We start from the raw sequence: 14,294 nt of genomic DNA, 5'->3' as shown, positions 1-14,294 counted from the left end.
ATAGATGAAAATAGGCATAGTTTGCTATCCAACTTTCGGCGGTAGTGGTGTAGTCGCTACCGAATTAGGCAAAGCACTGGCATCCAACGGACATCAGATACACTTTATCACGTATAGCCAACCAGCACGGTTGGATTTCTTTTCCGAAAACTTATATTACCACGAAGTCGCCGTTTCCCAATATCCTTTGTTCGACTTTCCGCCCTACGAGTCCGCTTTAGCAAGTAAATTGGTGGATGTGGTACGTTTTGAAAAATTAGATATCTTACACGTCCACTATGCCATTCCTCACGCTTCTGCCGCCTATTTGGCGAAACAAATTTTAAAAACATACGGTATAGATATTCCCGTCGTAACGACCTTACACGGAACAGATATTACCCTTGTCGGTAGAGACAAAAGCTTTAAACCTGTCGTCACCTTCTCAATCAATGAATCTGATGGAGTCACAACAGTCTCGGAAAGCCTTAGGGAAGAGACATTATCTTTCTTTGACATCACAAGACCTATCCAGGTCATACCCAACTTCATTGATCTTAACCGCTTTTACAATAAAAAACGGGAACATTTTAAAAGGGCTATTGCGCCCGATGACGAACGCATTTTAGTACATACGTCTAATTTTCGACAGGTTAAAAACACAGACGACGTGATACGCATATTCCATCTGGTCAATCAAAAAATTCCCAGCAAGTTACTTATGGTGGGAGACGGCCCCGAGCGGAGCAATGCAGAAGAACTATCTCGACAGTTGGGTATTGCAAACAGCGTACGCTTTTTAGGAAAACAGGACGCCATTGAAGAGATCCTTTCTGTTTCGGATCTGTTCTTGATTCCATCCGGTTCTGAAAGCTTTGGTCTTGCGGCTTTGGAAGCTATGGCCTGCAGTGTTCCTGTCATTTCTTCCAATGCCGGGGGATTACCGGAATTGAATGTACAGGGTGTAACCGGCTTTTTGAGCGATGTTAGAAATGTAGATGAAATGGCAAAAAATGCCACATACATCCTTGAAAACTGTGAACGATTAGCTGAATTCAAGGCGGCAGCATTCAACCGCGCTAAAGATTTTGAGATCAGTAAAATCCTTCCTAATTATGAAAACTATTATCAACAGACCATAGAAAGCGTAAAAAACAGCAACAAATAACACCCCGTTATCCCAAGGGATAAAAAAAAATCATATCTTTGGCTTTTGGAAAGATTCCAAAAAAGAACACACATGAAATATAAACGTATCCTACTTAAACTCAGCGGTGAAGCTCTTATGGGGGAGCAAAGCTATGGCATTGACATCAACAGAGTCGCACAATACGCTCGCGATATTAAAGAAATTCACGATCAGGGATTAGAGATCGCCATCGTCATTGGTGGAGGTAATATCTATCGCGGTTTAAGTGCAGAAAAATCAGGCATGGATCGTGTACAAGCAGATTACATGGGAATGCTTGCAACGGTTATCAATAGCATGGCGCTTCAGGATGCGTTAGAAAAAGTAGGATTAAAAACGCGTTTGTTAACGGCCATCAAAATGGAACAAATTTGTGAACCGTTCATCCGTAGAAGAGCTGTTCGACATTTAGAAAAGGGTAGAGTGGTCATATTTGGTGCCGGAACAGGAAACCCCTATTTCACAACAGATACGGCAGCTTCTCTGCGCGCTATCGAGATCAATGCGGATGCAGTATTGAAAGGAACGCGCGTAGATGGCATCTATACTGCAGATCCAGAAAAAGATCCGAATGCCAAACGCTTTGATACAATCTCATTCACTGAGGTGTACGAAAAAGGGCTTAATGTAATGGATATGACTGCATTTACTTTGTGCCAGGAAAACAATCTTCCTATTATTGTATTTGACATGAATAAACCAGGAAATTTGAAAAAATTAGCTTCTGGCGAAGCCATTGGAACTATAGTTAGCTAACGAATAAATACTCAAAGATATGAACGAACTGATATCACTAGAATTGGACGACTGCAAAGAAAGCATGCTTAAAGCAGTAACACATACCGAATCAGAACTTACAAAAATCCGCGCAGGAAAAGCTACACCTTCTATGTTAGATGGTATTAGTGTAGATTATTACGGTTCACCCACCCCACTTTCTCAAGTTGCAAATATTAATACAACCGATGCACGTACATTGGTCATCCAACCTTGGGAAAAGACGATCATGGGTGCGATCGAAAAAGCCATTATTGATTCTAACATTGGTCTCAATCCGCAAAACGATGGTTCTGTAATACGTTTGGTTGTACCTCCATTGACGGAAGAGAGAAGGCGTGACCTTGTAAAAAAAGCAAAAGAAGAAGCTGAAAAAGGTCGGGTAGCTGTACGTAACATCCGTAAAGATGCCAACGAATCCATCAAAAAACTAAAAAATGACGGTGCTTCAGAAGATGAGATTAAAGTAGGAGAAGGTGAAGTTCAAAAATTGACTGATGTCTACATTGCAAAAGTAGATCAACTAGCTGAATTGAAAGAAAAAGATATCATGACGGTCTAAGTCGAAATTTTTTATAATGATAAAAAAGGGGTTCTTTCGAGAATCCCTTTTTTTGTAGCATTTTTTTTATAATTTTAATCTTTGTAACTCGCCTTCTTCATATCTATCGCAAGAAGAGCAGTAGCTGCAACCAGATTATATACATATGGACAAATCAAGAAGAGATTTTATAAAAAAAACGGGAATAGGATTGACTTCAGCTTTCATAGGTACACAGCTATTGTCTGCTTGTACCAATCAGGGCAAAACTGGCGACTCCCCCTTTCACAATATCGGGTTACAGTTATTTACCCTACAGGATCTTATTGAAGAAGATCCCAAACTTGTATTGAAAACTGTTGCAAAGATAGGCTACAAACATGTCGAAACATATGGTGTAGACGTAGCTACAAATAGCTTTTGGGGCTTGCCTATCACCGATCTAAAAAAGGTTTTAGAAGACAACAACCTCAAATCATATAGCGGACATTACGATTTATCGAGATACCTGGATAAAAAACGCGACGACAAAGAGAGTATCGAAAAATATATTGAAATCGCACACGAGCTCGGACAGAAATATATCATCGCACCTGTAACGCCGATGGATGACCTGAATAACCTATCGGTATCCGATTATCAATATGCGGCCGAGCAATTAAATAAAGCGGGTGAGATGTCCAAAAAAGCGGGCATCAAAATGGGGTATCACAATCATTTCTGGGAATTCAGGAATTTTGCCAATGGCACAAAAGGTTTGGACATCTTGATTGCATTTACAGAGCCTGATTTGGTAGACTTTGAATTGGATATATTTTGGATTGAAAAAGCTGGTGTCAGTGCGCAAAGCTATTTCGAAAAATATCCGGGTCGTTTCCCGTTATGGCATATAAAAGACATTGACAAAAATTATGCACATGAAGTTGTCGGAGAAAAATTTGATAAGCTGCCTCTTGATAGTTTAACACAAGCACATGTACGCTATACCGAAGTGGGAACCGGAGCTATTGACTACCCGAATATAGTGCGTAGTGCTAATCAATCCGGACTACAATTCGCCTTTGTAGAGCAAGATGAAATTTATATTCCCAATAAATTTGAAAGTATAAAGAAGAGCTACGAATACGTACAAAAATTCTTAACAAAATAGAAAAGGAGCTTTGGTAGCTCCTTTTCTATTTAAAATTTCATTTGTTCGACCTCAGATGCCGTTTTCTCAACTGCCTCTTTTAAGTCTCTCTTGAAAGCCAATACATTCTTTGCGATTTGGTCGTCGTTTGTTCCGATAATCTGAGCCGCCAGAATTCCCGCATTTTTTGCAGCATTAAGTGCTACCGTTGCAACAGGGATACCGTTTGGCATCTGTAGTATCGATAAGACAGAATCCCAACCATCTATGGAATTAGAAGATTTGACGGGTACACCGATCACAGGTAAGTGGGTGATTGATGCCACCATACCTGGTAAATGTGCAGCCCCTCCCGCTCCTGCAATGATCACTTTTAAACCTCTGTCCGCAGCTTGTTCAGCATAGTCAAACATCCGCTGTGGTGTACGGTGTGCCGAAACAATCGTTACTTCAAAACCTACTCCAAGTTCTTTTAATATATTTACAGCATCCTGCATAATAGGAAGATCAGACTTACTTCCCATAATAATTCCTACTTGTATATTTGCGCTCATCTTATGCGATTACTTTTAATATTTCCTGAACTTTACGTGCATTTACTATAGCCATTTCGCGGTCATCACTCACAATACAAACGTGTCCCATCTTACGAAATGGCTTGGTATACTTTTTACCATACAGATGTACATATACCCCATCCATAGCTAGTACTTCTTCTACACCTTCGTATACAGCTAAGCCTTCATACTTATCTTCGCCAAGCAAATTGATCATGACTGCATTTGTACGTGCAGCGGTATTACCTAACGGAAGATTGAAGATGGCCCGAAGATGTTGACCAAACTGAGAAGTAAAATTTCCTTCTATAGTCTGGTGCCCTGAATTATGGGGACGTGGCGCCAGCTCATTCACCAGAATTTCTCCTGTTTTTGTCAAGAACATTTCTACGGCTAACAAACCTACAATCTGCAGATCATTAGCTAATTTTTTTGCAATATCTTCAGCCTGCTGTTGAATTTCAAAGCTATAAGTCGATGGCGAAATCAAAAATTCAACCAGATTAGCCTGTGGATTAAACTCCATTTCGACCATGGGAAATGTACTGACGTCTCCTCTATCGTTACGCGCTACGATAACTGCAATCTCTTTCTCAAAATCCACGATTTCCTCAATTATGGAAGGTTCCTCAAAAGCATTATCAAGATCATCTACCGATAGTATTTTCTTCACCCCCTTTCCATCATATCCGTCTTTTCTTAATTTTTGGATAAAGGGAAATTGAAATTGGGTGTTACCTAACGCCTCTTTATTTGAAATCAACTGAAAGGGCGAAGTAGGAATATTATTTTGCTTGAAAAACTGTTTTTGCATCCCTTTATCCTGAATCAGGCGAATAACACGAGATTGCGGATAAACGAGAACCCCCTCCTCTTCCAATTTTTCCAGTGCATCTACATTTACTTTTTCAATCTCGATAGTGATCATATCCAATCCCTTTCCGAATCTGTAAACGGTTTGGTAATCGCTCAACGATCCACATTCAAATTGATTACATAATTTACGACATGGAGCATTCTTATCTGGATCCAGTACATGTACATTCACATTGTAATTAATAGCTTCCTGGATCAGCATACGTCCCAACTGCCCTCCTCCAAGGATACCTAATTGCAACTCTCCGTAAAAATCTTTTGCCATACTATTTTATCTTAAACCTTTTCTTCGAAATACTTTTCCTGAAGAATATGTTCTGTTTCTATTTTCTTTTGCAATTCTAAAAACGCACCGATCAGCGCTTCCGGTCTAGGTGGGCAGCCTTGAACATAGATATCCACCGGTATAATCCGATCCACTCCCTTAACCACATGGTAACCATGCTGCCAGTAAGGCCCTCCGCAATTCGAACAAGAACCCATAGAAATTACGTAACGTGGTTCCGGCATCTGTTCGTATAATCGTTTTATACGTTCGGCCATTTTAAAGGTAACCGTTCCTGCTATGATCATGACGTCAGCCTGTCGTGGTGAGGGTCGAGGAAACACCCCTAATCTATCCAAGTCATAGGTAGCAGCCATTGCCCCCATCATTTCTATCGCACAACAGGCAATACCAAAACTCACGGGCCACATCGAGGAAAGTCGTGCCCAGTTTAATAAGTCGTCAAGTTTCGCAACGACGACACCATTATTCTGTTCTTGCTGTGCACCCATAGCTTACGTTTTTTTAAATCGTGGTTTAAATCCTACTGAAGTCTTCGGCGTGTCGGCAGATTTCTGTTCTGATTCCGACTCTGTTGTGGCTACTGTCGCCCTATAATCTTTAATCTGATATTCCCGATTGTTCAGGGTATCGTAGACTGAAAACGGGATTTTTACATCTGTAGTCGGCTTTTGATGAATAGGCTTAATCCAGTTCAAATCGCCCCGACGCCATACGTATACCAAACCAATGATTAAAATACCTAAGAAAATAGCCATTTCAATCAATGTAAACCAGCCCCATCTTGAATCTGCTGCTATGAGATCACGGTTACCGAAGACCGTAGCCCAAGGAAATACAAATATCAATTCAACATCAAATAGTAGGAATATAAGTGCTATAACATAAAAACGTGGATTAAATTGAACCCATGAAGTTCCTACTGTTTCTTCACCACATTCGTAAGTACTTTGTTTGATGGGATTAGGATGTTTAGGCGATATGAATTTTGCTAGTCCGATGGTTGCACACACCAATATGACCCCTACTATTCCCATGAGAAGAATAGAACCATATTCAGATAACTGCCCGGGATGATCGTCCATACCATGCAAAAATAACAAAAAACAATTTAATAAAAAAGCCAAACACTAACGTTTGGCTTTCTTAAAATTATATTATATCTAAAAGTTGTTAGAATGGCTTACCCGGCATCTTCGGCATGTTGCGCATCATTTTCGCTGCCATCGCCGGATTGGACATTTGCTTCATAACTTTACGCATATCCATAAATTGCTTTAGCAATTTATTAACTTCGTCTATATTCGTGCCGGATCCTTTAGCAATACGACTTCTTCTTTTCTGGTCTATCGCATCTGGATTTTCTCTTTCAAAAGGTGTCATCGAGTCTATGATGGCTTCGATTGGTTTGAATGCATCATCTTCTATTTCAACATCTTTTAACGCCTTTCCTGCTCCCGGAATCATTCCAATAAGATCTTTCATGTTACCCATTTTTTTGATTTGCTGAATTTGGGACCTGAAATCGTTAAAATCAAATTTATTTTTGCGGATTTTCTTTTGAAGTGCCGCTGCCTCCTTTTCGTCAAACTGTTGCTGAGCACGCTCTACCAACGACACCACATCGCCCATACCTAAAATACGGGAAGCCATACGATCCGGATGGAAAACGTCAAGCGCTTCCATTTTCTCGCCTGTACCAATAAACTTGATCGGTTTATTGACAACAGATTTTATCGAAAGGGCCGCACCACCGCGGGTATCACCATCTAATTTAGTTAATACAACACCGGTAAAGTCAAGACGATCATTAAATGTTTTAGCCGTATTTACCGCATCCTGACCTGTCATCGAATCGACAACAAATAAAATTTCGTTCGGCTGCGTAACTTCTTTTACCGCCGTGATCTCATTCATTAAGGCTTCATCAATCGCCAAACGACCCGCTGTATCTATAATAATGACATTATTACCGTTCCGTTTACCTTCTTCAACCCCAGCTTTAGCGATCGCAATAGGATCGGTAGAGTCACGATCTACATACACAGGAACACCTACTTGATTACCCAACACCTGTAACTGATCGATCGCTGCGGGACGATACACATCACCTGCTACCAACAACGGTTTTTTACCTTTCTGCTCTTTTAGAAAATTAGCTAATTTACCCGTGAACGTAGTTTTACCAGCACCATTCAGACCTGCAATTAAAATAACGGTTGGGTTTGCCGAAAGATCCAGTTCAGTAACTGTACCTCCCATCAACTCGGTCAACTCGTCATTCATAATCTTGGTCAATAATTGACCCGGCGAAATACTCGTCAACACATTTTCACCTAAAGCTTTTTGCCTAACATCGTCTGTAAATGTTTTAGCAGTCTTGTAATTCACGTCGGCATCCAATAATGCCTTGCGAATTTCCTTCATCGTCTCAGCGACGTTGATTTCGGTAATATTCCCCTGACCTTTTAATACCTTAAAGGCCCTATCTAATTTATCCTGAAGATTTGAAAACATAATCTATTGAAGTTCTTAATACTAAAATGCGAAGTTACGAAATTGCTATGAAAGCAATGTGTTCTAGTCACAAAACTTTCATGATCCATTGGATCACCAACAGGCATAAAAGTTCTTGATGGCCTTTGAGAATAGACACTTTCAGAAAAAAAAACGGTTATATAATTTTCATACAACCGCTTAATATATTTTAAACCTGATTAATCCCTACGGCCTAACAGCATACTAGCATAATAAAGTAGCGTAACCAAAGCAGATAAGGCCGCAACTACATATGTCATGGCTGCCCATTTTAATGCGTCTTTTGCTCCGTCGTGCTCCATCGAATTATGGGTGATATTAGCTGTATTCAACCATGCTAACGCACGGTTAGAGGCATCAAATTCCACAGGTAAGGTAATGAAACTAAAAACCGTAGTAATAGCTAATGCCACCACTCCTATCTGTAATAACAATAAGATATTTGAAAAAATCGCTAGCATAACACCGATCATAAGCGTAAACGAGACAATCTTAGAGGCAACGTTTACCATCGGAACCATCGCAGAACGAAACTGCAACCAACTATACGCTCTAGCGTGCTGCACAGCGTGACCACACTCGTGAGCAGCTACGGCAGCAGCAGCTACACTGCGTCCGTGATATACTTCAGGACTTAAGTTTACCGTTCTATCCGACGGATTATAATGATCAGTAAGCTGTCCTTCAACGGAAATTACGTTCACGTCATATATGCCATTATCATTTAGCATTTTTTTCGCAATATCCGCTCCCGACATTCCCGAAGTCAACGGCATTTCCGAATATTTCTTAAACTTATTCTTAAATCTCGACTGGACGATCATACTGATGATTCCAATACCAATTAATAAAACCCAAATTCCCATATTTTTAATATTTTATTTTCTTGCTATTCGTATTTACAATTTACAAAGAATTATCAAATGGTATTCCATTTAAACAAACCTGTTAAAATAACTGATTAAAAATATCGAATTACTTTGGCTCTGACAAATAATCGGCTATAAATGGTCAATCTGTGACAATATGGCTTGCTTTAGATCAGATGATCTCCGATTTAATAAAATATATGTCTATTGGAAAAGAACGCTCAGTAACTTTATATCTCCGATTAAAACATTATATTGCAATCGATCCACATCAAGTAAAGATTATTAAATAAAAGTGCTTAAGGGGGGAGAGAAAATTCTAAATGAATGACGAGTTTATAAATTATTAATCTGGCATGAAAAATAAACTTGAATATCGACTTCTTTGGGAACGCATGAGAAATGGAGACGAAGAGGCCTTCTTTGATCTTTATAAGTCATTATATTATGAGCTGGTTAATTTTGGGATACGAACCTGTGCCGATGCCGAACTTTCTGGAGAAGCTACCGATCAAGTTTTCGTGACAATATGGGAAAAGAGGGACAAACTCGAACGTGTGGAAAACGTACAAGCGTATCTAATTACATTCTTAAAAAGGAAACTACTTCGACTATTACAGAAACAGCATAAAATTAACAAGGCACTTCAAAATGTAAAAGCCGAGGATGATTGGGCAGAAATGTCCTATGAAGAATTCATTATCAAGGTACAAACCAACGAATGGATCCAGCACCGTCTGAAAGATGCTTTAGAAAAACTTACCTTCAGACAGAAACAGCTCATCCATCTAAAGTTTTTTGAAGGGTTGACCTATGAACAGATTGCAGCTACTACTCAGCAAAGTATAAAAACAGCCTACAATACGATCTACGATGCGCTGAAAACCTTACGACAGGAATTAAAAGATATTTAATTTTTTCGATCTGTATATCAACGTTTTACAAAATTTATAATATTTTCTTTAGGAAAAAGAAACAGGTCTTGACACTATAAATGTAAAGACCAAGAAAATAATGATAAACACTAAATATGAAAACGTTGAAGATTTTCTGATCGACAATACTTTCCAGCAGTATTGTTCTGGAGAGAATAAACAATGTGTTCAATATTGGAATAACTACCTGTTGAATCATCCGGAACAAAAGGAAACCATTATACAGGCTAAAAGGCTTTTCCACATCCTTGTTGGAAACAAAAAGCCTCTGGATGCACAAGTCAGCAAACTGAAAACGGACCTTGAGACATCATCTTCATCTAGTGTAAAATTCCGACTTTCCACATGGATTAAAACTGTAGCAGCACTCATCGTATTGGCTGGTGGAATATATTGGCTTATCCAACAAAGACAACCTGGGTCATTGGCAACCAGTCATTCCGCAATCACCTATACCACGGCTAATGGAGAAAAGAAGGTGTTAGAACTTGCGGATGGGAGCAAAATCATCCTCAATGCAGGAAGCCATCTTTCGTTGGAAGAAGGATTCAACACAAACGAGAGACATATCCATCTAACCGGAGAAGCATTTTTTGACGTGAGCGAGGATAAAAACAAACCATTTTTTGTCCATACACAAGATTTTGACATACGTGTATTAGGAACATCTTTTAATGTTAAGGCCTATCCAGAGGAATCCACTTCAGAAACGTTACTGATTGAGGGGTTGATTGAAATGCATAGTAAACGAGGCAGTGAGAATTCAATGATCATCAAACCCAACCAAAAAGTGATCTTATATAAGACATTAGCAGTCTCCGATAATAAGGAACCTACACAGAAAATCAAAAAATCTCCCTTAAAAGAAATTGCCATCCAGGAAATAGCATCTGAAGACGGACAAACGTTGTCTGCCGATGTAGCATGGAAAGAGAACCGTCTGGAAATTGTAGATGAAGATTTCGCATCGTTAAAGACTGTTTTGGAACGCTGGTACGATGTAGAAATCGAATTGAATGGGCAGCAATTGCGCGATTTTAGATTTACAGCGACATTTAATAAAGAGGATATTAAACAGGTACTGGATGCCTTGAAGAAAGTACAACCTTTTAACTATAAAATATATGGAAAGAAAATAACAATTTATGAGTAAAAAGGATGGTGAGCCAACACCACCCTTTCTAAAGAATGATTAACAAACCGGCAGACCTAATTAGCTAAAAAACGTGCTGCCAAGTTTTAAACTGTAACCAAAGTACCAAAGTATGATTAAAAATTGCTTATTGCAAGTGCGTAAGGTATATTTTATGCACTTTAGATTCATTATCTGGATGAAACTAACCTGTATTATGATTTTGATCGCAAGCCTCAATTTGTCGGCAAGCGTGTATTCTCAGCAAAAAGTCTCTTTTGATGTAAACAAAACGAAGCTGAGCAAAGTGTTGAAGATTATTGAAGAGAACAGTGATTATTACTTTGTCTTCAATTCGAACAACGCGTTATTAAACAAAGAAATATCCCTTTTTGTTGAGAACACGAAGGTGACAGATGTACTGTCTAAATTGTTCAAACGAACGGGACTGGAATACGCTATCTCTAACGAGGGGTTGGTTGTTATCAGTCAGAAACAAGACTCGAATATCAGCGGCACCGTATTAGACAGTCAGGGCAATGCCCTTTCTGGTGCTACCGTACGTTTAAAGGGAACAGCCAAAGCAAATGCAACAGACATCAATGGCCGTTTTACGCTCGAGGTTCCAATTGGCAGCATTTTGGTTTTCTCTTATGCCGGCTACTTGTCACAGGAAATTACCATCCAAAACAAAAACGATATCAGAGTTACCCTAGTTGAGGATAACCAATTACTTAACGAGGTGGTAGTGACGGCTTTAGGTATAACCCGCGAAAAGCGCACGTTAGGATACTCTGTAACACAAATAAATGGGGAAACACTTACTCAAGCTAGAGAAAATAACATTGCAAATGCGCTAGTTGGTAAAGTAGCGGGTTTAGACGTCAGTTCCACTTCTGGCGGCGTCGGTGCTGCAACCAGTGTGATTATCCGAGGAGCATCCAGCTTAAGTCAAAGCAATCAACCGTTATATGTGATTAATGGCGTACCTATGGAAAGTAAGCCTGTCGGCCTAAACAATACCAATCCAAATGGGAATAGAGGTAGCCAATGGGACAATGCTCCGGACATGGGGGACGCCATAGGAAACCTAAATCCAGATGACATCGAAAGTATGTCGGTCCTAAAAGGAGCTGCCGCATCTGCTTTGTACGGTTCTCGTGCTAAAGGTGGAGTTATTCTAATCACTACCAAATCCGGCAAAGGAAATGGCATCGAATTCAACAGCAACTTCGTTATTGAGCAGGTAATGGATCGTACGGACTGGCAATATGTTTACGGACAAGGTGTAAATGGTGAAAAACCAGCAAACGGACAGGCGGCGGCCCAAGTAGGTGGTTCTAGTTGGGGCGCAAAATTGGACGGAAGTAGTGTTCCACAGTTTGACGGAGTGTCTAGACCTTATGTGGCACAGAAAGATAACATTGAAAACTTTTACCGCAACGGCCATACCTGGACCAATACCTTAGCGCTTAACAAATCCTTCGACGGAGGAACAGTCCGCTTTTCGGCCAGTGATTTATCCAACAATTCTATTGTGCCGAATTCTGGTTTAGATAGACAATCGTTTAACTTAGTAGGAACATTCGAACCTATAAAGCGGTTAACAATAGATGCGCGTGCTAACTATATCTTAGAACAGGCTAAAAATCGCCCTATGCTTTCGGATGGTGCCGGTAACGCCAATTTCAACGCTATCTTTTTACCAACCAGTACTAATATTAACGACTTAAAACCTGGAAAAGATGCCAATGGCAGCGAAATATCCTACAATACTGGAAACGCTTGGGACACCAACCCTTGGTTCGCCGCCGAGGAATTTAAGAACAACACCGACCGTAACCGGTTAATCAGTTCCCTGAGTGCTCGCTATAGCTTTGACAATGGATTATTTGTTCAAGGTCGTGCCGGCCAGGACTTTTATACCAATAGTTACACGAATGTAGTACCCTCGGGTACTGCCTATCGTCCTTTAGGTTCAATGGTATCACAAGAATCAACATTCTCTGATATTAATGCGGATGTATTGGTTGGGAAATCATTCACAGTGACAGACCAGATCACATTAACACCGAATGTTGGAGCAAGTTACAGGAATACTAAAACAAATATGACTATCAATGAAGGTACCGAATTTTTAGTACCAGGCGTATACAATATTATCGGCACAAAAAATAAAGCCGTCGGGTATGTGCAAAGTGAAGCGGAAACACAATCAGTTTACGGCACACTCGAATTTGCGTACCGCGATATTTTCTATTTGACCGGTAGTGCACGTTCGGACTGGTTCTCTACGTTGGCTACCCCGGGACGAAACAATAAACTAAATGTTGTGTATCCTTCTATCAGTGGTTCATTTGTATTCTCTGAGTTGTTACAATCGGAAACTTTAAGTTTTGGAAAGTTGAGGGCAGGCTACGCTATTGTTGGTCAGGCAACCGACCCTTACCAAACGTTGCTGACATACAGTGTAATGAGCCAATCGTTAAATGGAAATCCGTTGGGTAATATTTCAAACATCAATATTCCAAATTCGGCGTTAAAGGCTTCTACCGCCTCGGAACTAGAAATAGGTACAGACTTGCGATTCTTTAACAATCGCCTAAATATAGATCTAACCTGGTACCAGAAACGTTCAAAGAATGAAATTGTCTTTGCGACTACATCGAGTACCATTGGCTATGATGGTGCCGTATTGAATTCAGGAGAAATTGAAAATAAAGGTATAGAAACCCTCATATCTGGAACTATTATTAAAAACAATAATTTTAATTGGACATCTTCACTTAATGCCACCTATAATGACAATAAAGTGCTTTCGTTGGCTGAAGGTGTCCCTGACCAATTACTTGCTACATCGCGCGCAGGGGTTGGTTTTCTGAAATATATCCCAGGAAAAGCCATGGGACAAGTGATGGCCTATGATTTTGAATACGACGCTGAGGGTGAGATTGTGAAGTTGGCAGATGGGTCTCCAGCTCAAGGAGACCTGAAAGCTTATGGATCTGCATTTAACAAATGGTTTGCCGGATGGAACAACGAGTTTTCGTACAAGAATATTAATCTTGGATTCCTAATCGATGGGAAGTGGGGAGGCAAAGTATTCTCCGCTACTGACTACTATGGGTATATAAAGGGTTTACATAAAGCTACCTTAGAAAATCGAGAGGAATTAGGAAATACGGCACCTAAATTCTATGAAAACACGGCAAACAACTCTTCACATCGGTTTGTACAGGACGCCAGCTTTATTAAATTCAGACAGCTAACTCTAGGTTATAATTTTCCAGCAAAACTGTTCAACAATAAAATTAGCAGTCTAAATGTTAGCCTTGTCGGGCGTAATCTTTTTATACTAATGAAGAAAACGGACAATATTGACCCAGAGTCCAGTTACAATGCTACTTTCCCCGGATTGGAATTGGGGGGTGTGCCGCCGGCAAGAACGTATGGTGTCAACCTGAGTGTTAAGTTTTAAGTTTATAA

13 protein-coding genes are annotated in these 14,294 nt (G+C 39.9%); 7 read left to right on the top strand and 6 right to left on the bottom strand.

Annotated elements, in window-relative coordinates:
• Positions 1-4 precede the first annotated feature (4 nt).
• From bshA to FAZ15_RS08575, 4 genes are all read left to right on the top strand, one after another.
• The gene (gene bshA / locus FAZ15_RS08590; protein ID WP_136900903.1) at positions 5-1,147 is read left to right on the top strand and encodes an N-acetyl-alpha-D-glucosaminyl L-malate synthase BshA; all 1,143 of its coding nucleotides are present in this window, start codon (positions 5-7) and stop codon (positions 1,145-1,147) included.
• Between the two features lie 72 nt (positions 1,148-1,219).
• On the top strand, positions 1,220-1,924 hold the full coding sequence (gene pyrH, locus FAZ15_RS08585; RefSeq protein WP_136901208.1) for a UMP kinase: 705 nt from the start codon (positions 1,220-1,222) through the stop codon (positions 1,922-1,924).
• 19 nt (positions 1,925-1,943) lie between these two features.
• Positions 1,944-2,507, top strand: coding sequence for a ribosome recycling factor (gene frr / locus FAZ15_RS08580; protein ID WP_136900902.1), 564 nt, complete (start codon positions 1,944-1,946; stop codon positions 2,505-2,507).
• Between the two features lie 145 nt (positions 2,508-2,652).
• Positions 2,653-3,636, top strand: coding sequence for a sugar phosphate isomerase/epimerase family protein (locus FAZ15_RS08575; RefSeq protein ID WP_136900901.1), 984 nt, complete (start codon positions 2,653-2,655; stop codon positions 3,634-3,636).
• 29 nt (positions 3,637-3,665) lie between these two features.
• Here the strand turns inward: FAZ15_RS08575 and purE are convergent, their stop codons facing one another.
• From purE to FAZ15_RS08545, 6 genes are all read right to left on the bottom strand, one after another.
• On the bottom strand, positions 3,666-4,169 hold the full coding sequence (gene purE, locus FAZ15_RS08570) for a 5-(carboxyamino)imidazole ribonucleotide mutase (RefSeq protein WP_136900900.1): 504 nt from the start codon (positions 4,167-4,169) through the stop codon (positions 3,666-3,668).
• A gap of 1 nt (position 4,170) precedes the next feature.
• The gene (locus tag FAZ15_RS08565) at positions 4,171-5,313 is read right to left on the bottom strand and encodes a 5-(carboxyamino)imidazole ribonucleotide synthase (RefSeq protein ID WP_136900899.1); all 1,143 of its coding nucleotides are present in this window, start codon (positions 5,311-5,313) and stop codon (positions 4,171-4,173) included.
• An 11-nt stretch (positions 5,314-5,324) separates the two neighbouring features.
• Positions 5,325-5,825, bottom strand: a complete 501-nt coding sequence (locus FAZ15_RS08560) for an NADH-quinone oxidoreductase subunit B (RefSeq protein WP_136900898.1) — start codon at positions 5,823-5,825, stop codon at positions 5,325-5,327.
• Between the two features lie 3 nt (positions 5,826-5,828).
• Positions 5,829-6,419, bottom strand: a complete 591-nt coding sequence (locus FAZ15_RS08555; RefSeq protein ID WP_136900897.1) for an NADH-quinone oxidoreductase subunit A — start codon at positions 6,417-6,419, stop codon at positions 5,829-5,831.
• 88 nt (positions 6,420-6,507) lie between these two features.
• A complete protein-coding gene (gene ffh / locus FAZ15_RS08550) occupies positions 6,508-7,851 on the bottom strand; it encodes a signal recognition particle protein (protein WP_136900896.1) in 1,344 nt (447 codons plus the stop codon).
• Positions 7,852-8,051: 200 nt separating this feature from the next.
• Positions 8,052-8,738: a zinc metallopeptidase gene (locus FAZ15_RS08545; protein ID WP_136900895.1), complete on the bottom strand. Its 687-nt coding sequence runs from the start codon at positions 8,736-8,738 to the stop codon at positions 8,052-8,054.
• Between the two features lie 359 nt (positions 8,739-9,097).
• On the opposite strand from FAZ15_RS08545, the gene FAZ15_RS08540 reads away from it, so the two are divergent.
• The 3 genes from FAZ15_RS08540 (at position 9,098) to FAZ15_RS08530 (ending at position 14,286) form a co-directional block, all read left to right on the top strand.
• The gene (locus tag FAZ15_RS08540) at positions 9,098-9,655 is read left to right on the top strand and encodes an RNA polymerase sigma factor (protein ID WP_136900894.1); all 558 of its coding nucleotides are present in this window, start codon (positions 9,098-9,100) and stop codon (positions 9,653-9,655) included.
• A gap of 100 nt (positions 9,656-9,755) precedes the next feature.
• Positions 9,756-10,829, top strand: a complete 1,074-nt coding sequence (locus FAZ15_RS08535) for a FecR family protein (protein ID WP_136900893.1) — start codon at positions 9,756-9,758, stop codon at positions 10,827-10,829.
• A gap of 196 nt (positions 10,830-11,025) precedes the next feature.
• Complete coding sequence (locus tag FAZ15_RS08530) at positions 11,026-14,286, top strand: SusC/RagA family TonB-linked outer membrane protein (RefSeq protein WP_238387201.1); 3,261 nt, start codon at positions 11,026-11,028, stop codon at positions 14,284-14,286.
• The last annotated feature ends 8 nt before the right edge of the window (positions 14,287-14,294 follow it).

Source organism: Sphingobacterium olei (assembly GCF_005048855.1).
Classification (GTDB): Bacteria; Bacteroidota; Bacteroidia; order Sphingobacteriales; family Sphingobacteriaceae; genus Sphingobacterium; species Sphingobacterium olei.
The sequence above is the reverse complement of the archived record's forward strand: the minus strand, read 5'-3'. Positions and strand labels throughout refer to the sequence as shown.